The following is a 21,872-nucleotide window of genomic DNA, read 5'->3' as shown; positions in this document are numbered from 1 at the left end:
TCAAATGCAATAAGTGGATAACGGCTCAGGCACGCTCGGCGCGCATGCGCAGTATCTTCGCGGCGTGCTCGTCGGATTCGCGCTGCTCGACGCGCGCGGCTTTTTTCGCGAGCATCGCCTCGCCGCGCGCGGCCAGCACTTCGTAGCTGCCGAGCTTCTGTTTCTTGAGACGCCAGTCGGGCTTCGCCGCCTCGATGCGCTGATCGGCCATGAGTAGCGCCGTGCGTTGCTGCGCAATCGCCGCATCGAGCGTATCGACGAACGCCTGGAAGTTGCGCAGCGTCTGCGCCGTGGTGCCTTCCTGCGCCGATGCCGTGAACCGCGCGTGGTACTCGTCGCGATAGGTGACGAGCGAGTTCAACTGCGTCTCGACCTCGTTTCGTTCCTGCTGGAGCTTGCCGAGCTTCTTGGTGGCGGCGTCGAGTTCCTCTTCGGCAAGTCCGATGAGGGTGTTGATCGGCAGATTCTTGGACATGGCGTGGCGGTCCCGTATGGTCTTTGGCTTTCTTGTGACGAATGCTTCGGATACTAGTCGAAAACTATTCGAACATCTGGTTCAACATCGCGATGCTCGGCTCGAACGGCGCCTGCTCGCGAAAACCCTGCTGCAAAAACGACTCCATGCGCGGATACATCGCGATCGCGCGGTCGAGCAATGGGTCGCGCCCGCTCGAATACGCGCCCACGTTGATCAGGTCGCGGTTTCGCTGATAGCGCGACAGCATCTGCTTGAACAGACGCACGCGCTCGAGATGCTTGTCGTCGATGAGCGCGGTCATCGCGCGGCTGATCGACTGTTCGATGTCGATGGCCGGATAGTGCCCCGCCTCGGCAAGCGAGCGGTTCAGCACGATATGGCCGTCGAGGATCGCGCGCGCCGAATCGGCAATCGGGTCCTGCTGGTCGTCGCCTTCGGTCAGCACGGTGTAGAACGCGGTGATCGAGCCGCCGCCTTCCGGGCCATTGCCGGTCCGCTCGACGAGCGCCGGCAGCTTCGCGAACACCGACGGCGGATAGCCCTTCGTCGCGGGCGGCTCGCCGATCGCGAGCGCGATCTCGCGCTGGGCCATCGCGTAGCGCGTCAGCGAATCCATCAGCATCAGCACGTGCTTGCCCTGATCGCGGAAATATTCGGCGAGCGAGGTCGTGTACGCGGCGGCCTGCATGCGCAGCACGGGCGATACATCCGCCGGCGCCGCGACGACGACCGAGCGCGCGAGACCGTCCTCACCGAGAATCTGCTCGATGAATTCCTTCACTTCGCGGCCGCGTTCGCCGATCAGCCCGATCACGATCACTTCCGCGCTCGTGTAGCGCGCCATCGTCCCGAGCAGCACCGACTTGCCGACGCCCGAACCGGCGAAGAGGCCCATGCGCTGGCCGCGTCCGACCGTCAGCAGCGTGTTGATCGCGCGCACGCCGACATCGAGAACCTTGTGAATCGGCTCGCGATTGAGCGGGTTGATGACCGGCGCGGACAACGGCGCATCGACTTTCGCGCCGAGCGGGCCGAGGCCGTCGAGCGGACGGCCCGACGCATCGACGACGCGGCCGAGCATTTCCCAGCCGACGGGCAAGCGCTTCGCGCCCGCCATCGGATCGTTGATCGGCGCGCTTTCGAGCGGATAGACGCGCGCGCCGGGCAAGAGGCCAGCCACTTCGGTCGTCGGCATCAGAAAGAGCTTGTCGCCCGCGAAGCCGACGACTTCGGCTTCGGCGGTCGGAATCGCACTGCCCGGCGGCAGCTCGATCATGCATTCGGAGCCGACGCCCATCTTCAGGCCGACCGCTTCCAGCACGAGACCGGCCGCGCGCGTGAGACGACCGCACGGACGCAGCGGCTTCGCGATCGCATTGCGCGACCTGAGCGCGTCGAGCTTGTCGCGCCACGCATCGATGTGCGGATTGCCGGCGATATGGGCCAGCTCGGCGATGGTGCGCGCGGCGAGCGCCTCGGCCGATTCGTCGCCGACGGATTCATCGGCGGCGAGCGGGCCGAACGACGCGCGCGCGATTTCCTGTTCGAGCGCGCTCAAGCCATCTTGGGTAATCCGTTGGTTCACCACGGCTTGCTTCTCCCGAGCGCCGCCACGACGCGCTCCCATCGCGACACATTCGTCGCGTCGATCTCGCCGGTCGCGGCGTGGGCCTTGCAGCCGCCGCGCTCGACGTCCGGATCGGGCCGCACGGTCCATCCCGCGGACTCGAGTTCGTCCTTCAGATAGGCATCGACGATCGGCATGTCGGCCGGATTCACGATGAGCACAGGCGCGCCCGACAGTTCGGGCTCGGCGGCGATCACTTCGCGCGCCACCGCGACGAGCGCGGTCGGATCGAGCGCGAGATGCTGACGCACGACCTGCTGCGCGATGTCGATGGCGAGTTCGGCGAGCGACTCCGCGATGGCTGCATCGGCGGCTTGCAGCGCCGTCCTGAACGCATCGGCGATCTCGGCGAGACGCGCGGCCTGCGCGAGCGCTTCCTTGCGGCCGTCCTCGAAACCCTTCGCCTGACCTTGCTCGTAACCCGCCTGATAGCCGAGCGCCTGGCCCGCGACATGCCCCTTCGCGAGTCCTTGCTGATGTGCGTCTTCCTCGACGCGGCGCAGGTGCGCTTCGAGCGCGGCCTGTTCCGCCGCGCTGTTGTCGACCTTGATCTCGACGGGATCGAAGGACGCCATCTCCCAGCGCTGATACGCCGAGACCGGAGCCTTCTGCGCGCGAGCATCAGACATATGCATCCTCCGCCTTGCCGCCTAGCTGGATCTGACCGTTTTCCGCGAGATTGCGGACGATCTGCAAAATCTTGCGTTGCTGCTGCTCGACTTCCGACACGCGCACCGGACCGCGCGAATCGAGGTCTTCGGCAAGCAGTTCGGCCGCGCGCTGCGACATGTTCGACAAAAACTTCTGGCGCAACGCCGGCTGCGCGCCCTTGAGCGACACGATCAGCGTCTCCGATTCCACTTCCTTCAGCAGAAGCTGGATCGCGCGGTCTTCCAGGTCGAGCAGGTTCTCGAACACGAACATCTGGTCGATGATCTTCTGCGCGAGCTCGGCGTCGTATTCGCGCACGTTCGCGATGACGCCTTCCTCGTGATTGCTCGACATGAAGTTCAGAATCTCGGCCGCCGTGCGGATGCCGCCCATCGGCGCGCGCTTCAGGTTGTCGCTGCCGGAGAGAAGCGTCGTCAGCACGTCGTCGAGTTCGCGCAGCGCGGCGGGCTGAATGCCGTCGAGTGTCGCGATGCGCAGCAGCACGTCATTGCGCAGGCGTTCAGACAGGAGCGACACGATTTCCGACGCCTGATCGCGGTCCAGATGCACGAGGATCGTCGCGATGATCTGCGGATGCTCGTTCTTGATCAGTTCCGCGACCGCGCCCGAGTCCATCCACTTCAGGCCTTCGATGCCGCTCGTATCGCTGCCTTGCAGGATACGGTCGATCAGCGCGCCGGCCTTGGTCTCGCCGAGCGCCTTCGTCAGCACAGAGCGGATGTACTCGCTCGAATCGAGCGACAGCGCGGTGTGCTGCTCGGCTTCCGAGACGAATTCGGTCAGCACGTTGTCGAGCTGCTCGCGCGTCACGTTTTTCAGCGCCGCCATGGTCGCGCCGATCTTCTGCACCTCGCGCGGCGCGAGATACTTGAATACTTCGGCGGCTTCTTCCTCACCGATCGACATCAGGAGGAGGGCGGCTTTATTCAGGCCTTCAGCGTTCATCGGACACCCAGTTCTTCACGACGGTCGCAACGATTCTCGGGTCCTGACGCGCCACCATGCGCGCGTAGTCGAGATTGCGATCGAATTTGGCCTTCTTGCTTTCATGACCGAGGAGACTCACCTCGGCATCCTTGTCTTCGTCTTCCAGCTTCTGAGCGCCGTCGAGCGACGGACCGTCGAGCAGCGAGAGCTCATCCGGTGCGCCGAGCGTGGGCGCGGCCTCGGGCGGCGGCGGGAAGGCGCGGCGCATCGCCGGCTTCACCATGCTGAAGTACAGGAACAGCCCGACGATCCCGATGCCCACGTACTTCGCCGCCTGGATGCCCCACGCGATCATCTGCGGGGTGCGCCACCACGGCACGTCCGGCGCCGCGTTCAGATCGGCCGAGAACGCGCTGTTCACGACGTTCACCGAGTCGCCGCGCTTCTCGTCGAAGCCCATCGCGTCCTTCACGAGTTGCTGGACCTGCGCGAGCTTGTCGGCGGCGAGCGGGGTCATCGTCACGTTGCCCTTGGCGTCGACCTTCTTGTCGTAGTTCACGACGACCGCCACCGACAGGCGCTTGATGCCGCCCGTTGCCTGCTCGTAATGGCGCACGGTGCGGTCGACCTCGTAGTTCGTCGTCGTGTCGCGGCGCTGGTTCTGCGGCGCGGACTTCGCCGCCGCGCCGACGGCGCCCGATGCCGCCGCGTCGATCGGCGCGGAAGCCGGCTGCGGCGGCTGGTTCGACAGCGCGCCCGGCACGCCCGACGCGCCGCTGCCCGTCGTTTCGCTCGATTCGCTCGACTGCTGGCTGCGGATCGCGGTGCTTTGCGGGTTGCCGTTCGGGCCGTAGCTTTCGGCGGTCTGCTCGAGCTTCGAGAAGTCGATGTCGGCGCTCACCTGCGAGCGGGCGTTGCCGGCGCCGAAGAGCGGCGCGAGGATCGCGTCGATGCGCTTTTGCGTGTTGTGCTCGATCTGCTGCACGTATTTGAGTTGCGACGCGTCGAGGCCGCTGGCGGCGCTCTGGCTCGTCAGCAGGTTGCCGTCCTGATCGACGATATTCACGTTCTTGACCGGCATGTCCGCGACGCCCGAGGCGACCATGTGGGCGATCGCGACCACCTGGCCTTCGTCGAGCACGCGGCCCGGATACAGGTTGACCATCACGGACGCGGTCGGGAGTTCCTTGTCGCGCACGAACACGCTCGGCTTCGGGATCGCCAGATGCACGCGCGCCGACTTCACCGACGAAATCGCGCCGATCGTGCGCTCCAGCTCGCCCTCGAGCGCGCGCTGATAGTTGACCTGCTCGGCGAACTGGCTGATGCCGAACTTCTGGTTGTCCATCAACTCGAAGCCGACCGAGCCACTCTTCGGCAAGCCCTGGCTCGCGAGACGCAGACGCGTTTCGTGAACCTGCTCGGCCGGCACGAGAATGGCGCCGCCGCCGTCGGACAACTTATAGGGAATGTTGCCTTGCTGGAGCGCGGCAACGATTGCGCCGCCGTCCCGATCGGAGAGATTGGAGAAAAGTACGCGGTAGTCCGGCTGGCGCGACCACATGACGAGGCCCGCGACCACCATCGCCAGAATCGCGACGGCCACGATGAGCGGCACGCGCGGATTCGAGCGGAACTGGTTGAGCATCGGCACGCGCTGCGCAAAACCGCCGAAGTCGGCACCGCCCGCGAGTCCCGGGGCCGCGGCCGTGCCGGCTGCCCCCGGTTGTGCGCCCGCCAGGCCCATTCTGGCGTCGGGCGTGATGAGTGAGTTGTTGGGCGTATCCATTTAGCGTCGAAGCTCCGAATCCTGAGGTTCTCCTCCCGCCGCTTCCCGCTTTCCATGTAAGCGGCGGTGGAGGACTTTTCACGATGGGGATTATCCGCAGAAGATTGCAAGTCGATTCGGCGAATAGAGCGGGGTTTTCCCCGTTCTTCCCGCGCTTTGAAAAATCACCGGCTGCTAATCTTTTTCGTACTCGGCGAACCTCCGCAATTGCGTCGCCGAACCCGAGGCCACCGCCCACGCGCGGCGCGGGCCGTCCCGCCTTCGGACGCGTTCCGCCGGCTATTCCCTGTCATCCGGAGTCAACATGAACTTTCCGATCAATCCGCTTTCCGCCGCGCTCTCGGCCATTCAGTCGCTGGCGTCGCAAGCCGCCGGCGGGACGTCCGGTCCCACCAGCGCGTCGGGCGCCGTCTCGGGCCAAAGCGGGACATCGGGCGCGGCAAGCGTCGGCAGTTTCTCCGAAGCGCTGAAATCGTCCATCGACAAGATCAGCGACAACCAGACGAAGGCGCTCGGCGAGGCGCACGCCTTCGAGATCGGCGCGCCGAACGTGTCGCTCAACGACGTGATGGTGGACATGCAGAAGGCGAACGTCGGCCTGCAGTTCGGGTTGCAGGTGCGCAACAAGCTCGTGTCGGCCTACAACGACATCATGCAGATCTCCGTCTGACGGCCGCCCTCTCGCGATCCTGCCCTTCATTCTTGCGACGGCTCTGGAGCCTCGCTTCCTAAAGCTTTGCCGCGTTTCTCCGATAACCCCGATAACGGCACGGCGAACGATGGTTCGCCTGCCTGCACCGGCTTGGCCGGGCGCACACGGATCAGGACGAGAGGCACGGCGTTCCGCTTGAAATGCGGAATGCCGCGGCATCGCATAAGGAGAATCGAGAGATGTATTCCCCAGGACACGCTGGAGCCAACGCCTACGCACGCGTGGGCGTGCAGACAGGAGTGATGGGAGCGAGCCCGCACCGGCTGATCGTGATGCTGTACCAGGGTGCGCGGCAGGCGATCGCGCAGGCCCGCATGCACCTGCATCAGAACAATGTCGGCGCACGCGGCGCGGCGATCAGCAAGGCCATCAGCATCGTCGAGAGCGGTTTGCAGCAGGCGCTCAACAAGGATGCGGGCGGCGAGATCGCGCAGCGGCTGGACGCGCTGTACACGTATATGACGCGCCGGCTGCTCGAGGCGAATCTGAAGCAGAACGAGGCGATGCTCGTCGAGGTCGACAATCTGCTCGCGACGCTCGAGGAAGCCTGGGTGGGAATTGGACCGGAAGTGGCGCAAATGACCGCCGCGCCCGTTTGACGGGATGCGCGTCGACTGCCTGAAAAGAATGAAGACGACACAAGAATATTTCGCCCACTACGAGGCGATTGCCGCGGTTTCCGGCCAGATGCTGGTGGCCGCGCGCGGCGGCGAATGGAGCGAGCTGAAGGCGCTGCAAGGCACCTACCGCGAGTTGGTCGAGCAACTGAAGCAAGTGGATTCGGCCTCGGAACTCGACGAAAGCGCCCGCGCGCGCAAGCTGGACCTCGTGAAGAAGATTCTCGCCGACGACGCCGCGATCCGCGATCTGACGTCGCCGAGCCTCGCGCGTCTGTCGGCGCTTTTCACGGTCAACAGCCCGGCGCGCGTACTGAAAAAAATGATCGGATTGCGCTAGGCGCGGTCCGCGCCCGGCCGTGGCGCATATGAGGATGTGGGCATGACTGGACTCGATACCGCGATCGCATCGTTGCTCGCCAGCCGCACCGAGCTCCTTCTGTCCGCGATTCGCGCGCCGAACGGCGTGGGCGGCAGCGGCGTCACCGGTGCGAGCGTCGGGCAGACGACGACGCAAACGGACATGTTCCAGACCGCCGGCACGCCTGGCGGCGCGGCGGCGCCGGCGGCATCGGCGCAAACCGCGTTCTCCAGCGTCGCGCGCACGCTCGACGCGATCTCGCGATTCGGCGGCGCGACGCCCGCGCTGACCGGCGACGCCCCGCTCTGGCCGACGCCGCCGCGCCCGGCGAGCGCCTTCGCCGCGCTCACGACCGGCCTCTTCGATACCGCGTTCTCTTCCAACGCCGCCGCCGTCGCCGCCGCGCGCGCCGCGACGCAGAACCTGCCGCCGCTGCCTGCCGCCGCGCTCGCGGCCGCGCTGGCGAAAACCGTGGACGAAAGCGGGCTCTTCTACGAATCGCATCTGGTGCAATGGCTCGCGGGCCAGCGCAGCGCAGCGTCGCTCGCCAACGAGCCGCAGGCGCGCGCCGATGCGCGGTCAATGTCCTTGCCGCTCGATCCAGCCAGCGACGCATGGCTCGACGACGCCCGCGCGCCGCAATTCACGCCCGATACGCCCGACTTCCCCGGGCGTCCGGTCCCGACGCCGCAGACGCCGCAGCAAGCCGCCGCGCTCGCGGCGTCGGTGCGCGATGCGCCGCCGTCGGCGCTTTCGAATTCGCAAAACGGCAACGCCGCCGGCGGCGCGAACGCCCAGACGGCGCAGCCGAGCCAGCAGGAATCGGCGCTTCAGGCGTCGGTCGCGGCGGGCATCCATCCGGCGACGCTCAATGTCGTGCGTCAGCAACTCGACGTGCTCGCGAACCAGCAGTTCCGCTGGCAGGGCGAGGCGTGGCCCGGCACGCGCTTCGAATGGGAGGTGGCCCGCGAGCCGCGCGATCCGCGCACCGCAGACGATGCCGCCGACGCCAGCGACAAGCGCGCGTGGCGCACGCGGATCACGCTGTCGCTGCCCGCGCTCGGCACCGTCGACGCCGAGCTCGTGCTGGCGGGCGAGAAGCTCGTCGCGCGCATCAAGGCGGGCGATACGGGCGCACGCCGTCTCGCCGCCGACGGCGCCGCGTTCGCGCGGCAGCTCGAAGCGGCGGGCATCGCGCTGGCGTCGCTTTCCGTGCGCTCGATGGACGGCACGACCGATCTCGCGCTTTCCGGCGACGATGCCGCCGCGAAAAAACCGGTGCGCTCGCCGCTCGAGCATCTGTTTCGTCCGCAGGCGGGTGAGGGGAGCGAAACATGAGCGGGCAGGATCATCCGCCGTACACGCGCAGGCAGGCGACCGCGCTCGCCTACGACGCGGGCAACCGCGAAGCGACGCCGCGCGTCATCGCGAAGGGCTATGGCATGGTCGCGGAAATGATCGTGCAGCGCGCGAAGGAAGCGGGCCTGTACGTGCACGAGTCGCCGGAAATGGTGTCGCTGCTGATGCAGGTCGATCTCGACGCGCACATTCCGCCCGCGCTGTATCAGGCGGTCGCGGAATTGCTGTCGTGGGTGTATCGGCTGGAGAACGAGGAGCCGATGCGCGAGATCGGAAGGGCCGTGCGTTGACACCTTCCCGTCATGCCCCGAACGCCCGCGTGACGATCGCCGCATGATCGAAGCGCGCGGGCAGCGTGCCGTACACGCGGCCGGTTTCGCCGCGCGCATCGCCGAGCCGCGTTTGGATGAACGCATCCGCGACTTCCTGCGGCGCATGCCGCGCGAGCAGCACGCCCTGCGCGCATAAGGCCAGTTGCTGCGCGATGCGCCGCGCCGACGCCTCCCGCCCTGCCGGATCGCTCGTCAGCATGCCGGCCAGCGACGACAGCGCGCCCCCCAGCGCCGGATTTGCGCCCGCGCTCGTCTTCCAGTCGTCCAGTAGCGCGTGCGCGGCGTCCTGCTCGCGCTCGAACGCGCGCAGCACGTCGAGACACATCACGTTCCCCGAACCCTCCCAGATCGAATTGACCGGCGCCTCACGATAGAAACGCGCCATCGGCGCGGTTTCGACATAGCCGTTGCCGCCCCAGACTTCCATCGCTTCACCGGTGAATTCGAGGGCGCGCTTGCACACCCAGAATTTCGCGGCGGGCGTCACGATGCGCCGCCAGGCGCGCTCGGCGAGCGCCCCGTCGGGCGCGGCACTCTGCTCGAATGCGCCGGCGAGCCGCATGAAGAGGACCGTGGCCGCCTCGGATTCGAGCGCGAGATCGGCGAGGACGTTGCGCATCAACGGCTGATCGACGAGATGCGCGCCGAACGCACTGCGATGCCGCGCATGATGGATCGCCTGCACGAGCGCCGCGCGCATCAGCGCCGCGCTGCCGATCACGCAATCGAGCCGCGTGAAGTTCGCCATCTCGATGATGGTCGGCACCCCGCGCCCTTCGTCGCCGATCATCACGCCGTAGGCATCGAAGAACTCGACTTCGCTGCTCGCGTTCGAGCGGTTGCCGAGCTTGTCCTTCAGGCGCTGGACCTGGACCGCATTCTTGCGGCCGTCCGGTGCGAAGCGCGGCACGTAGAAGCAGGACAGGGCGCCTTCGTCGGCGGTGCGCGCGAGCACGAGATGCGCGTCGCACTGCGGCGCCGAGAAGAACCATTTGTGACCGACCAGCCGATAAGCCCCGCCGCGCCCCGGCGCGCCGAGCGCGCGCGCACGCGTGCGGTTGCTGCGCACGTCCGAGCCGCCTTGCTTTTCGGTCATGCCCATGCCGATCATCATCGAATGCTTGCCGGCTTCGAGCGGAATGTCGCGCGGATCGTGCTCACGCGACAGCAGCGGCCCCGCGATGCGCGCGAAGAGATCGGGCTCGTTGCGCAGGACCGGAATGCTCGCGAACGTCATCGTGATCGGGCATAGCGAGCCCGATTCGAGCTGGCCGTGCAGATAGTAGCCGGCGCAGCGCGCGGCCATCGATCCGGCGCGCGCGGACGGCTCGAACGGCAGCGCGTGCAGTCCCTCGTGCCGCAGACGCCGCACCAATTCGTGCCAGGCCGGATGAAACTCCACGGCGTCGATGCGCTCGCCGCGCGGATCATGCGTCGCGAGTTCCGGCTCGTGCCGGTTGGCGAGATCCGCCAGCGCGACCACGTCCGGCTGCGTCAGCGCCATGCCGTCGCGCGAAAGCGCTTCTGCATGCCATTGCGCGCCTTCCCGTTCGACGGCGGCGGCGAGCGCCGGATCGAAGGCGAACGCGTCGTAGCCGACGAGCGGCGGCGCCTGATTCGTCACGTCGTGTGTCTGCCCGAACGGGCGGTCGGCGGAATCGGGCATCGTCGGTCTCCTTCTTCGCGCACGCACCGGCGGCGCGCTGACTCGTCACTGTCGGGCGTCCGCAACAGCCGTTTCACTGTCGCGAACGCCATCTCGAATTCAAGAATCATAGGCCGCGCATGGATCGGACGGGTAGACGCATCGTTCTTTTCAGAATCGCGCACGCCTTTCTGATGCGCAGTCCTAAAGCGCAAATCAGTGAGACAAATCCGATTGTTAGTCCTGCCCCAATGACGCGCAGGAGCCCGAACCTATAATCGGCTCGCCTATTCGGGCGGATGCAATAACGCCTTTCACGGAAGCATTCTCAATGAGCATCAACCTCAATCAACTTGTCCAGGGCGCTTTGTCAGAAAGCGTGTTGCAGCACATCGCCGGGCGCATCGGCTGCGCGCCGGAATCCGCGAGGCGCGTCGTGTCGTTGTGCGGCCCCGCGCTCATCGGCGCGATGATGAACAAGGCGTCGTCGCTCGAGGGCGCGCGCAATCTGTTCGCGTCGATCATGTCGCCGGCCACGAACGCGCTGATCGCGGACGAGCTGCCGCATTTCGCCGTGCAGGACGATGGCTTCAAGACGCTCGTCGATACCGGCGCGCAGGCCGACGCGGCGATCGCCTCGCACGACAGCATCAACGTGCTCGCCGAGCGTGTCGCCGAACATACCGGCGTGGCGGCGAGCGCCACGCGCACGCTGATCGGCGTGGTCGGCGCGACGCTCTTCGGCGTGCTCAAGCGCCATCTCACGCAGCACAACGGCAGCCCTGACCAGCTTCCGACGCTCCTCGGCCATCAGTTGCCCGTCGTGCGCGCGAACATGACCGACTCGTTCGCCCATGCACTCGGTCTCGGCTCGGTCGGCGCGTTCCTCGCCGGTGTCGCGTCGCGGCTGAAGGCGGTTGCCGCCCACCTCGAGCATCCGGCGACGCAAGAGGCGGCGGTGTTTTCGCAGCCGCCGGAAGCGCCTGCCGCGTTCGAGCAACCCGTGAAGGAAAACGCCCGCAAGAAGAATTGGTGGTGGATCGCGCTCGCTGCCGCGCTTGCCCTGCTCGCGGTTCTGCTCGGCCGCGGCTGCTCCACGGAAAAGCAGGAACAGGACGCCGCGCCCGCAGCGAAGCCGGACGCGCTTTCTGACTCGGGTTCGGAAGCAAATGGCGCTTCCGACACGGCAATGGCGGCAGCCGCAACCGCCGATCAATCGTCGGCGCCCGCCGCGCTGCCGGGCAAGGACGCGACGATGTCCCTCGTCGTCGATGCATCCGGCATGCCTACTTTGAGCGCCACGGTCCACAACGAAGAGGAGAAGCGCCAACTGATCGACGCGCTCACGGCGAAGCTCGGCGCTAACAAATTCCACGCGAACATTTCGGTCGATCCGGACACGAAACCGGCCGCGTGGATCGCCAAGCTCGATGCCCTGCTGCCGGTCATGACGCTGCCGGGCGCGCAAGTGCGCATCGCGGGCGACAAGATCGATCTGAGCGGCCGCGCGGGCGATCCGAAGCTCGGCTGGCTGAGCAAGCTGAAGTCGTTCTTCGGCGACGGCTGGACCATCAGCGCAACCGACACGACGGCCGCAACGAAGGCCCTGGCCGCCTCCGACGCGCACGCCGCCGCGAGTTGCGCCGCCACAGACACCGCGAAGAATCTGAATCTGCATCCGATCCACTTCGGCTTCGCATCGAACTCGCTGTCGCGCGCCGCGTTGGACGAACTCGCCGAATCCGCGAAGGCGCTGAAGGCGTACAATGCAGCCGGCAAGCCGGTCAAGCTGCAGATCGGCGGCTATACGGACAGTTCGGGCGATTCGGCGGCAAACATCCACCTGTCGGCGAAGCGCGCGCAGGCCGTGCGCAGTTATCTGGTCCGGCACGGCGCGCCGGCAGACACACTGACGGCGGAAGGTTTCGGCGACGCCCATCCGATCGCGGACAACGCGACGCGCGAGGGCCGCGCGGCAAATCGCCGGATCGAGTTCAAGGAACTGAACTGATTTCAGAAACGCCCCGAGGCCGCTAAAAAAAACGCGCCGGTCCGCTCATCGCGGCCGGCGCGTTTCGTTTTTCGCTTCGGCGGGTCGAGTTCCCGCTTCGTTGCGTTGCGCGCGGGGGAATCCATCGGCCATGAAATCCTGATCGAGATTCGCGGGCAGCATTTCACGCGCGACTTCGATCCACGCGCGCGCTGCATGCGACAGATAACCGTTGCGCCGCCAGCCGAGCGCCATGTCCCAGTGAATCTCGGGCGCCACGACCGGACGACAGGTGAACGCGTTGGCGTCGAGCCGGCGGCAATACGGCGCGGGCAGCAGCGCGATACCGATGCCCGCCTGCACGAGCGCCGCCATGAAATCCCAGTGCCCGCTGCGGCCGACGATTGTCGGCGCGAAACCCGCCTCGCGGCACGCGTTGAGCACGACGTCGTTGAGCGCCAGGCTTTCGCCGTAGAACACGAACGGCTCGGCGGCGAGATCGGTGAGGGCGACTTCGCTGGCGTCGTCCCAGCGCGAACCCTTGGCCGCGACGAGCCACAGAATCTGCCGGCTGACGGGCAGGACGTCGAACATCGCGGTGTCGACCGGCTGCAATACGCCGCCCAGTTCCAGTTCGCCGTCGATCAACGCCGCCTCGATCGCCTTCGAGCCGCGCTCGAACAACTTCAACTCGACCTTCGGATAGCGACGCCGGAATGCCGCGATCGCGGGCGTGAAAAGCGAGCCGCCCATCGGCGGAATGCCGATTGTCAGCGTGCCGCGCCCGAATGTGCCGAGATCGTTCAATTCGGCCTCCAGCCGCGCGTGCGCCGCCAGCACCTCGACACCGCGCTGATACACGATCTGCCCGGCGTCCGTCAGCACCATCTGCCGGCCTTCGCGCAGAAGCAGCGGCGAACCGACCTCATCCTCCAGCGCCTTCACCATTTTGCTGATGGTCGGCTGAGTCACGAACATGTGTTCAGCGGCGGCCGTGAAGCTCTTTTGCTTCACAACTTCGATGAAGTATCGCAAGGCGCGCAATTCCATCTTCGGCTCCGGAATTCCAGTTCGGAATGTTCGAGATAAGGTTAATTCATTTTTATTATGCAAGGTGCGCCCATATACTCGGTCTACAGGTTAACCCTAGTTCATTGAATTTCAACGCGAAGAGTCCGCCATGTCCGCTGTCCCCATGACCCATCCGCAATCCGCTTTCGGCCGCTTTCTGCGTGTCGCGGTGCAGTCCGCCGCGCTCGCGGCGATCTGGGTCGCGGCGGATTTCGTCGCGCGCAAGCTGGCGCTGCCGGTGCCGGGCGGCGTTGTCGGCCTGGTCGCGCTGCTCGCGCTTCTGTTCTGCGGCGGCATCGCCCCGCGCTGGGTGAAGGCGGGCGCGGACTGGCTGCTCTCGGACATGCTGCTGTTCTTCATTCCGGCGGCGGTCGCGGCGGTTCAGTACGGCGGCCTCTTTATGGAGGACGGCTGGCGGCTCGCGCTCGTCGTCGTCGGGGGAACGTTGATGGTGATGGTGGCCGTCGCGTTCGCGGTCGACCGTGCGGCGGGTCTCGAACGCCGCCTCGCGCTGCGCCGCGCGCTCGTGGCGCGGCATGCCGCGCGGGCCTGAGCGAGCCGACATGAACCACTTTTTTGCCGCCCTCATCGCCGACGACGCCGCGCGGCTCGTCGCGGCGGGCTGCTTCGTGCTGACCGTCGCGCTGTACTTCGCGGCCAAGCATCTCTACGCGCGCTTCCGGCGGCCCTGGCTCACGCCGCTGCTGGCCGTGCCGGCCGTGCTCGCGCTCGTCGTCGTGATGGCGCGCATTCCGTACTCCGTCTATTACGCCGACACGCGCTGGCTCATGTGGCTGCTCGGTCCGGCGACCGTCGCGTTCGCAGTGCCGATCTACGAATACCGCGCGCTCATCAAGCGTCACTGGATTTCGCTTACTGTCGGCGTGACGGTCGGGATTCTGGTCGCGGTCGGTGGATCGCTGATGCTCGCGAAACTGCTGCATCTGTCGCCGGAACTTCAGCGCAGCCTCGCGACGCGCTCCGTCTCCACGCCCTTCGCGCTCGCCGTCTCCGACAAGATCCACGCGCCGAAGGACTTGACCGCGCTGTTCGTGATCGCGACGGGCGTCTGCGGCATGCTGTTCGGCGAAATCGTGCTCGCGCTCGTGCCGTTGCGCACGCGGCTCGCGCGCGGCGCGTTGTTCGGCGCGGCGGCACACGGCGTCGGCACGGCGAAGGCGCGCGAACTTGGCAGTGAAGAGGGCGTCGTTGCGAGCCTCACGATGATGATCGCCGGCGTCGCGATGGTGCTGCTCGCTCCGCTGCTGTCGTCCTTGCCGTTCTGATCGCGAACGGCGCCGCGAATGCCCTCGCGCGCGCCTCAGAATAGGCTCGTTTCCACGAGACTTTGCTACAATCGACGCTCGCTTCCGAGGAGCGTTGCGACGGGCAATTGTTGAACATTCGCCCGCCAGGCTCGGAAGCATTCAATCCGGACGGTTCAAAAAGCGCCATGCAATCAGGGCGCCCGCTGAGCCACCGCATTCGAACGGCGCTCACGTCAACATTTCTAGTCTTTTTAGAAAAGGAGGGCGTGATGAACGCCGCAGTTCTCGATTCAAATTCCAAGGATTACGTCGTCGCCGACATGTCGCTGGCCGCATGGGGCCGCAAGGAACTCGACATCGCCGAAACGGAGATGCCGGGCCTTATCCAGACGCGCGAAGAATACAAGGCGCAGCAGCCGCTGAAGGGCGCGCGCATCGCCGGTTCGCTGCACATGACGATTCAGACGGGCGTGCTGATCGAAACGCTCACGGCGCTGGGCGCGGACGTGCGCTGGGCCTCGTGCAACATCTTTTCGACGCAGGATCACGCAGCCGCGGCGATCGCCGCTGGCGGCACGCCGGTGTTCGCGTTCAAGGGCGAATCGCTCGACGAGTACTGGGAATTCACCCATCGCATCTTCGAATGGCCGAACGGTCAGTTCGCCAACATGATTCTCGATGACGGCGGCGACGCAACGCTGCTGCTCATTCTCGGCGCGAAGGCGGAGAAGGACCGCTCGGTCATCGCCAAGCCGACGAACGAGGAAGAAGTCGCGCTGTACAAGGCCATCGGCAAGCATCTGGACAACGATCCGACGTGGTACTCCACGCGCCTGTCGCACATTCAGGGCGTGACGGAAGAAACCACCACCGGCGTGCATCGCCTGTATCAGATGGAGAAGGAAGGGCGTCTGCCGTTCCCGGCCATCAACGTGAACGATTCGGTCACGAAGTCGAAGTTCGACAATCTCTACGGCTGCCGCGAGTCGCTCGTCGACGGCATCAAGCGCGCGACCGACGTGATGATCGCGGGCAAGATCGCGGTCGTGGCCGGCTACGGCGACGTGGGCAAGGGCTGCGCGCAATCGCTGCGCGGTCTGGGCGCGACGGTGTGGGTCACGGAAATCGATCCGATCTGCGCGCTGCAAGCCGCGATGGAAGGCTACCGCGTCGTGACGATGGAATACGCCGCGAGCCGCGCGGACATCTTCGTGACGGCGACGGGCAACTACCACGTCATCAATCACGACCACATGAAGGCGATGCGCAACAACGCGATCGTCTGCAATATCGGCCACTTCGATTCGGAAATCGATATCGCATCCACGCGCCAGTACACGTGGGACAACATCAAGCCGCAGGTCGATCACATCGTCTTCCCGGACGGCAAGAAAATCATCATTCTGGCTGAAGGTCGTCTGGTGAACCTGGGCTGCGCGACGGGCCATCCGTCGTTCGTGATGTCCAACTCGTTCACGAACCAGACGCTCGCGCAGATCGAATTGTTCACGCAAGGCAAGAAGTACGAGAACAAGGTCTATGTGCTGCCGAAGCATCTCGACGAGAAGGTGGCGCGCCTGCACCTCGGCCGCATCGGCGCGGAACTGACCGTGCTGTCGGATGAGCAGGCCGGTTACATCGGCGTCGACAAGAACGGTCCGTTCAAGCCCAACCACTACCGCTACTAATCGCGAGCGGCGGCGAATCGTTGCGCGGGCGGAAGGTTCGAATCCGCCTGCGCGACCAACACGCATCAACCGGAGATTCCTCGATGACCGTGCTCCTGACATGGCTGATCAACGCGCTCGCGCTCCTGATCATCACATACCTGGTGCCGTCGATACACATTCGCAGTTTCGGCACGGCGCTCATCGTCGCGGTGGTGCTGGGGCTCATCAACGCGATCATCAGACCCGCGCTCATCATCCTCACGCTGCCGGTGACGATCGTCACGCTCGGGCTCTTCATACTCGTCGTGAATGCGCTGTGCTTCTGGCTGTGCTCGTCGCTGTTGAAGGGCTTCGAAGTATCGGGCTTCTGGTCCGCATTCTTCGGCTCGATTCTGTACAGCATCGTGTCGTGGCTGTTGTCGGCGCTGGTGTTCGGGAATCGCAATTTCGGGTGACGCTGGAGCGCGGACGCTGCCGTCCGTCTAAAACATCATGAAACCGATCGAACTCTCATTCGAGTTTTTTCCGCCGAAGGCGCAGGAAGGCGTGGACAAGCTGCGCGCTTCCCGCGCCGAGCTGAAGACGCTCTCGCCCAAGTTCGTCTCCGTGACTTTCGGCGCGGGCGGCTCCACGCAGCAAGGCACGCTCGACACCGTGCTCGAAATGGCCGCGGAAGGCTTCGAGGCCGCGCCGCATCTTTCGTGCGTCGGATCGTCCAGGGAGAATCTGCGCGCGATTCTCACGCAGTACCGTGAGCACGGCATTCGCCATATCGTCGCGTTGCGCGGCGATCTGCCCTCGGGCATGGGCGAAGTCGGCGAGTTGCGCTATGCGTCCGAACTCGTGGCGTTCATTCGCCAGGAGCACGGCGACTGGTTCAACATCGAAGTGGCTGCGTATCCGGAGTTTCATCCGCAGTCGAAGTCGCCGCGCGCCGATCTGGAAAACTTCGCGCGCAAGGTGAAGGCGGGCGCGAATTCCGCGATCACGCAGTACTTCTTCAATGCCGACGCGTACTTCAGGTTCGTCGAGGAAGCGCGCAAGCTCGGCGTCGACGTGCCGATCGTGCCGGGCATCATGCCGATCACGAACTTCACGCAACTGATGCGCTTCTCCGACATGTGCGGCGCGGAAGTGCCGAAGTGGATCGCGCGCCGGCTCGAAAGCTTCGGCGACGATCGCGAGTCGATTCGCGCATTCGGCCTCGACGTGGTGACGGGCCTGTGCCGCCGTCTCCTCGATGGCGGCGCGCCGGGCCTGCATTTCTACACGCTCAACGGCGCGTGGGCCTCGAAAACGGTCTGCGAGCGTCTCGGCTTCAAGAGCGCCTGACCTGCATCAATGTTTCGCCCGCGCGGCGCTCGCCGCGCGGTTCTTTTCTTTTCCTCCCTCTTTATTCGACTTTTCGCGCCGATCATCGCCATCGCGCGCAATATTTCGTCGTCCTTCTATCACCTCGACGCATGGCCGATAACCTACCCTTATCGAAGCGCCATCGACGACAAACTCTAGTGGGGAAAACCAAGCGCGCATGTCACTTTTGTTCGTGCTAGGGTAGCGCCCGACTTTGCGCACACGCGTCGAAAAAACGGGTGGTGCGATCAAGTACACTCGCGCTACACCGGCCAGAAGCCGGTACTGACTTGGAGGAAACATGAACAAAAACAGCCTGTTGCGAGCCGTCCGCCGTTCGGCGCTCGCGGGCGCCGTGGCCACGGCGACGCTCTTCGCAGCATCCGCCGCGAATGCCGCCATCCCGAACAAGACGCTCGTGTACTGCTCGGAAGGCAGCCCGGCCGGCTTCGATCCGGCCCAGTACACGACCGGCACCGACTTCACCGCGAACACGTTCACCGTGTACAACCGCCTCGTCGAATTCGAGCGCGGCGGCACGAAGGTCGAGCCGGGTCTCGCCGAAAAGTGGGACGTGTCGTCCGACGGACTGACCTACACGTTCCATCTGCGCCACGGCGTGAAGTTCCAGACGACGTCGTACTTCAAGCCGACGCGCGAATTCAACGCGGATGACGTGATCTTCACGTTCAACCGCATGCTCGATCCGAACAATCCGTTCCGCAAGGCGTACAACGTGCAGTTTCCGTACTTCACGGACCTCGGCATGGACAAGCTGATCTCGAAGATCGAGAAGGTCGACCCGTACACCGTGAAGTTCACGCTAAAGGAAGTGAGCGCGCCGTTCATCCAGAACATGGCGATGGAATACGCGTCGATCCTCTCCGCCGAGTACACGGACAAGCTGCTGAAGGACGGCAAGGCCGCCGACATCAACCAGCAGCCGGTCGGCACCGGACCGTTCATCTTCCGCAGCTACACGAAGGACGCGACCATCCGCTTCGACGGCAATCCTGATTACTGGAAGCCGAATGCGGTGCAGATCTCGAAGCTGATCTTCTCGATCACGCCGGATGCCGCCGTGCGCGTGCAGAAGCTGAAGAACAACGAATGCCAGGTGATGAGCTATCCGCGTCCGGGCGACATCGCGGCGCTGAAGTCGGCGTCGAATGTCGATACGCCGTCGCAGGCCGGCTTCAACGAAGGCTATGTCGCGTTCAACGTGACGAAGAAGGACCTCGGCAACACCGACGTGCGCCGCGCACTCGACATGGCGATCAACAAGAAGGCGATCATCGATTCCGTGTATCAGGGTGCGGGCCAGCCGGCCACGGCGCCGATGCCGCCGACGCAATGGTCCTATGACAAGAACCTCAAGGGTCAGGCATACGACACCGCGAAGGCGAAGGAACTGCTTGCGAAAGCGGGCTTCCCGAACGGCTTCGAGATCACGTTGTGGGCGATGCCCGTGCAACGCGCATACAACCCGAACGCGCGCCTGATGGCGGAAATGATCCAGGCCGACTGGGCGAAGATCGGCGTGAAGGCGAACATCGTGTCGTACGAGTGGGGTGAGTATCTGAAGCGCGCGCACGCGGGCGAACATGATGCGCTCCTGATCGGCTGGACGGGCGATAACGGCGATCCCGACAACTGGCTCGGCACGCTGCTCGGCTGCGATGCGGTGAAGGGCAGCAACTTTTCGAAGTGGTGCTACAAGCCGTTCGACGATCTCGTCGTGAAGGGCCGTTCGACGACCGATGTCGCCGCGCGCACGAAGGCCTACACCGATGCGCAGCAGATCTTCGCGCAACAACTGCCGTTCTCGCCGATCGCGCACTCGACCGTGTATCAGCCTGTCAGCAAGAAGGTGACGAACATGAAGATCGAGCCGCTTGGCTACGTGCGTTTCGACGGCGTCGGCATGCAATAAGGTTTTGCTGCGGAACGCTTTTTGCACTAAACCATAACTAATCGAATAGGTCCGGCGGCGCGGGTCGAAGAACGATCCAAGCCGCCGGACACGTTTCTAGTCCCTCCAATACCGAAAAGGGCGATCATGTTCCGATTCGTTTTGCGACGCATAGGAATGGTGATACCGACGTTCATCGGCATTACGATTCTCGCGTTCGCGCTCATCCACCTGATTCCGGGCGACCCCATCGAAGTGATGATGGGCGAGCGCGGCGTGGACCCGGCGATGCATGCCGAAGCCATGAAGCGCCTCGGCCTCGATCAGCCGCTTCCGCTGCAATATCTCACTTACGTCGGGCATGCGCTGAAAGGCGATCTCGGCATGTCCATCATCACGAATACGAGCGTGATGGGCGAGTTTCTCGCGCGCTTTCCCGCGACGGTCGAGCTCTCCATCTGCGCGATGATCTTCGCGCTCGTCGTCGGACTGCCGGCAGGTGTCGCGGCTGCGCTCAAGCGCGGCACCGTCGTCGATCACGGCGTGATGGGCACGGCGCTCACCGGCTACTCGATGCCGATTTTCTGGTGGGGCTTGATCCTCATCATGTTCTTCTCGGCGAAGCTCGGATGGACACCGGTGTCGGGCCGCATCGCGGTGGAATACGACATTCCGCACGTCACGGGCTTCATGCTGATCGATGCGCTCTTCTCCACCGACGAAGGCGCGTTCACGTCGGCGCTCTCGCATCTGATTTTGCCGACCATTGTGCTCGGCACGATTCCGCTCGCGGTCATCGCGCGCATGACGCGTTCCTCGATGCTCGAAGTGCTGCGCGAGGACTACATCCGCACCGCGCGCGCGAAGGGTTTGTCGCCGCTGCGCGTGGTCGTCGTGCATGCGTTGCGCAATGCGCTCATTCCGGTGGTGACCGTGATCGGCCTGCAGGTCGGCACTCTGCTCGCGGGCGCGGTGCTGACCGAGACGCTGTTCTCGTGGCCGGGCGTCGGCAAGTGGCTCATCGATGCCATTTCGCGTCGCGACTATCCGGTCGTGCAAGGCGGCATTCTGATGATCGCGACACTCGTGATCGTCGTGAATCTGGTCGTCGATCTGCTCTACGGCGTGTTGAATCCGCGCATTCGCCATACTCGCTGAGGTCACACAAGATATGGCTGACATTCAAAACAATCTCCCGCCCGGAGCGCTTACGCCGCCGTCCGGCCGCATGGTCGCCGCGCGCGAATTCTGGGCGAACTTCTCGCGCAATCGCGGCGCGGTGGTCGCGGGCCTGATCGTGGTTGTACTGGTTCTGGTTGCGCTGTTCGCGCCGCTGATCGCGCCGCATAGCCCGATCGAGCAATACCGCGACTACGTGAAAATTCCGCCCGCGTGGCTCGAAGGCGGCAACCGCATGTTTCTGCTCGGCACCGACGAAGCGGGCCGCGATATCCTCTCGCGTTTGATGTACGGCGCGCGGCTGTCGTTCTGGATCGGCTTCGTGTCGGTGATTCTCGCGCTGATTCCGGGCGTCGTGCTCGGCCTCATGGCCGCGTTCTTCAACTGGCTCGATACGCCGATCATGCGCGTGATGGACGTGCTGCTCGCGTTGCCGTCGCTGCTGCTCGCGGTCGCCGTCGTCGCGATCATCGGGCCGGGGCTCGTCAACACGATGCTCGCAATTGCAATCGTCGCGCTGCCGGGTTATGTGCGTCTGACGCGCGCGTCGGCGCTCGGTGAATTGCAGAAGGAATACGTGACGGCATCGCGCGTCGCGGGCGCGGGCACCGTGCGGCTGATGTTCTCGCAAGTGCTGCCGAACTGCGCCGCGCCGCTCATCGTGCAGGCGACGCTCGGTTTTTCGTCCGCGATTCTCGATGCCGCCGCGCTCGGCTTCCTCGGCCTCGGCGTGCAACCGCCGGCGGCGGAGTGGGGCGCGATGCTGGCATCGGCGCGGGATTACATCGAGAGCGCATGGTGGATCGTGACCATGCCGGGCCTGTCGATTCTGGTCTCGGTGCTCGTCATCAACCTGCTCGGCGACGGTCTGCGTGACGCGCTCGATCCGAAACTCAAACGGATGGGCTGA

21 protein-coding genes and 1 riboswitch are annotated in these 21,872 nt (G+C 65.1%); of the genes, 14 read left to right on the top strand and 7 right to left on the bottom strand.

Annotated features, from left to right (window positions below):
* Window positions 1-25 precede the first annotated feature (25 nt).
* The 5 genes from fliJ to fliF form a co-directional block, all read right to left on the bottom strand.
* Window positions 26-475: a flagellar export protein FliJ gene (fliJ, locus tag NCR38_RS13000; RefSeq protein ID WP_061120249.1), complete on the bottom strand. Its 450-nt coding sequence runs from the start codon at window positions 473-475 to the stop codon at window positions 26-28.
* Window positions 476-539: 64 nt separating this feature from the next.
* Window positions 540-2,105, bottom strand: a complete 1,566-nt coding sequence (fliI, locus tag NCR38_RS12995) for a flagellar protein export ATPase FliI (RefSeq protein WP_284503699.1) — start codon at window positions 2,103-2,105, stop codon at window positions 540-542.
* Window positions 2,060-2,734, bottom strand: coding sequence for a flagellar assembly protein FliH (gene fliH, locus NCR38_RS12990; RefSeq protein WP_061120250.1), 675 nt, complete (start codon window positions 2,732-2,734; stop codon window positions 2,060-2,062). Before fliH ends, fliI begins: the two co-directional genes overlap by 46 nt.
* Window positions 2,727-3,722: a flagellar motor switch protein FliG gene (fliG, locus tag NCR38_RS12985; RefSeq protein WP_061120251.1), complete on the bottom strand. Its 996-nt coding sequence runs from the start codon at window positions 3,720-3,722 to the stop codon at window positions 2,727-2,729. Before fliG ends, fliH begins: the two co-directional genes overlap by 8 nt.
* On the bottom strand, window positions 3,712-5,493 hold the full coding sequence (fliF, locus tag NCR38_RS12980) for a flagellar basal-body MS-ring/collar protein FliF (protein WP_061120252.1): 1,782 nt from the start codon (window positions 5,491-5,493) through the stop codon (window positions 3,712-3,714). Before fliF ends, fliG begins: the two co-directional genes overlap by 11 nt.
* Window positions 5,494-5,797: 304 nt before the next feature.
* Between fliF and fliE the strand changes: the two genes are divergently transcribed.
* The 5 genes from fliE to NCR38_RS12955 all read left to right on the top strand — a co-directional run bounded on the left by fliE (window position 5,798) and on the right by NCR38_RS12955 (window position 8,832).
* Window positions 5,798-6,163: a flagellar hook-basal body complex protein FliE gene (gene fliE / locus NCR38_RS12975; protein ID WP_250477198.1), complete on the top strand. Its 366-nt coding sequence runs from the start codon at window positions 5,798-5,800 to the stop codon at window positions 6,161-6,163.
* A 221-nt stretch (window positions 6,164-6,384) separates the two neighbouring features.
* Window positions 6,385-6,804 carry a flagellar export chaperone FliS gene (fliS, locus tag NCR38_RS12970; protein WP_250477197.1) on the top strand — a complete coding sequence of 140 codons (420 nt, stop codon included), beginning with the start codon at window positions 6,385-6,387 and terminating at the stop codon, window positions 6,802-6,804.
* A 28-nt stretch (window positions 6,805-6,832) separates the two neighbouring features.
* A complete protein-coding gene (locus NCR38_RS12965; protein WP_061120326.1) occupies window positions 6,833-7,162 on the top strand; it encodes a flagellar protein FliT in 330 nt (109 codons plus the stop codon).
* A gap of 42 nt (window positions 7,163-7,204) precedes the next feature.
* A complete protein-coding gene (locus NCR38_RS12960; protein WP_250477196.1) occupies window positions 7,205-8,521 on the top strand; it encodes a flagellar hook-length control protein FliK in 1,317 nt (438 codons plus the stop codon).
* Complete coding sequence (locus NCR38_RS12955; RefSeq protein WP_061120256.1) at window positions 8,518-8,832, top strand: EscU/YscU/HrcU family type III secretion system export apparatus switch protein; 315 nt, start codon at window positions 8,518-8,520, stop codon at window positions 8,830-8,832. The genes NCR38_RS12960 and NCR38_RS12955 overlap by 4 nt, the downstream gene beginning before the upstream one ends.
* A 10-nt stretch (window positions 8,833-8,842) precedes the next feature.
* Here the strand turns inward: NCR38_RS12955 and NCR38_RS12950 are convergent, their stop codons facing one another.
* Entirely contained in the window at window positions 8,843-10,540 is a 1,698-nt protein-coding gene (locus NCR38_RS12950) for an isovaleryl-CoA dehydrogenase (protein WP_250477195.1), read from the bottom strand.
* 310 nt (window positions 10,541-10,850) lie between these two features.
* On the opposite strand from NCR38_RS12950, the gene NCR38_RS12945 reads away from it, so the two are divergent.
* Complete coding sequence (locus tag NCR38_RS12945; RefSeq protein WP_250477194.1) at window positions 10,851-12,530, top strand: OmpA family protein; 1,680 nt, start codon at window positions 10,851-10,853, stop codon at window positions 12,528-12,530.
* Window positions 12,531-12,575: 45 nt separating this feature from the next.
* Here NCR38_RS12945 and NCR38_RS12940 read toward each other — a convergent pair whose 3' ends face one another.
* Entirely contained in the window at window positions 12,576-13,559 is a 984-nt protein-coding gene (locus NCR38_RS12940) for a LysR family transcriptional regulator (protein ID WP_061120259.1), read from the bottom strand.
* Window positions 13,560-13,689: 130 nt separating this feature from the next.
* On the opposite strand from NCR38_RS12940, the gene NCR38_RS12935 reads away from it, so the two are divergent.
* The 8 genes from NCR38_RS12935 to NCR38_RS12900 all read left to right on the top strand — a co-directional run bounded on the left by NCR38_RS12935 (window position 13,690) and on the right by NCR38_RS12900 (window position 21,872).
* On the top strand, window positions 13,690-14,133 hold the full coding sequence (locus NCR38_RS12935) for a CidA/LrgA family protein (RefSeq protein ID WP_061120260.1): 444 nt from the start codon (window positions 13,690-13,692) through the stop codon (window positions 14,131-14,133).
* A 10-nt stretch (window positions 14,134-14,143) separates the two neighbouring features.
* Window positions 14,144-14,866 carry an LrgB family protein gene (locus NCR38_RS12930; protein ID WP_250477193.1) on the top strand — a complete coding sequence of 241 codons (723 nt, stop codon included), beginning with the start codon at window positions 14,144-14,146 and terminating at the stop codon, window positions 14,864-14,866.
* A gap of 80 nt (window positions 14,867-14,946) precedes the next feature.
* Window positions 14,947-15,085, top strand: a riboswitch (S-adenosyl-L-homocysteine riboswitch).
* 32 nt (window positions 15,086-15,117) lie between these two features.
* Window positions 15,118-16,536: an adenosylhomocysteinase gene (ahcY, locus tag NCR38_RS12925; protein WP_061120261.1), complete on the top strand. Its 1,419-nt coding sequence runs from the start codon at window positions 15,118-15,120 to the stop codon at window positions 16,534-16,536.
* An 83-nt stretch (window positions 16,537-16,619) separates the two neighbouring features.
* Window positions 16,620-16,973 (top strand): phage holin family protein, encoded by a 354-nt coding sequence (locus tag NCR38_RS12920; RefSeq protein WP_061120262.1) that lies wholly within the window; start codon window positions 16,620-16,622, stop codon window positions 16,971-16,973.
* A 37-nt stretch (window positions 16,974-17,010) separates the two neighbouring features.
* Entirely contained in the window at window positions 17,011-17,850 is an 840-nt protein-coding gene (metF, locus tag NCR38_RS12915) for a methylenetetrahydrofolate reductase [NAD(P)H] (RefSeq protein ID WP_250477192.1), read from the top strand.
* A 322-nt stretch (window positions 17,851-18,172) separates the two neighbouring features.
* A complete protein-coding gene (locus NCR38_RS12910) occupies window positions 18,173-19,804 on the top strand; it encodes an ABC transporter substrate-binding protein (protein WP_250477191.1) in 1,632 nt (543 codons plus the stop codon).
* Window positions 19,805-19,930: 126 nt separating this feature from the next.
* Entirely contained in the window at window positions 19,931-20,941 is a 1,011-nt protein-coding gene (locus NCR38_RS12905) for an ABC transporter permease subunit (protein ID WP_061120265.1), read from the top strand.
* A 13-nt stretch (window positions 20,942-20,954) separates the two neighbouring features.
* Entirely contained in the window at window positions 20,955-21,872 is a 918-nt protein-coding gene (locus tag NCR38_RS12900) for an ABC transporter permease subunit (protein WP_061120266.1), read from the top strand.

This window comes from Caballeronia sp. INML1, from assembly GCF_023631085.1.
Lineage (GTDB): Bacteria > Pseudomonadota > Gammaproteobacteria > Burkholderiales > Burkholderiaceae > Caballeronia > Caballeronia turbans.
The sequence above is the reverse complement of the archived record's forward strand: the minus strand, read 5'-3'. Positions and strand labels throughout refer to the sequence as shown.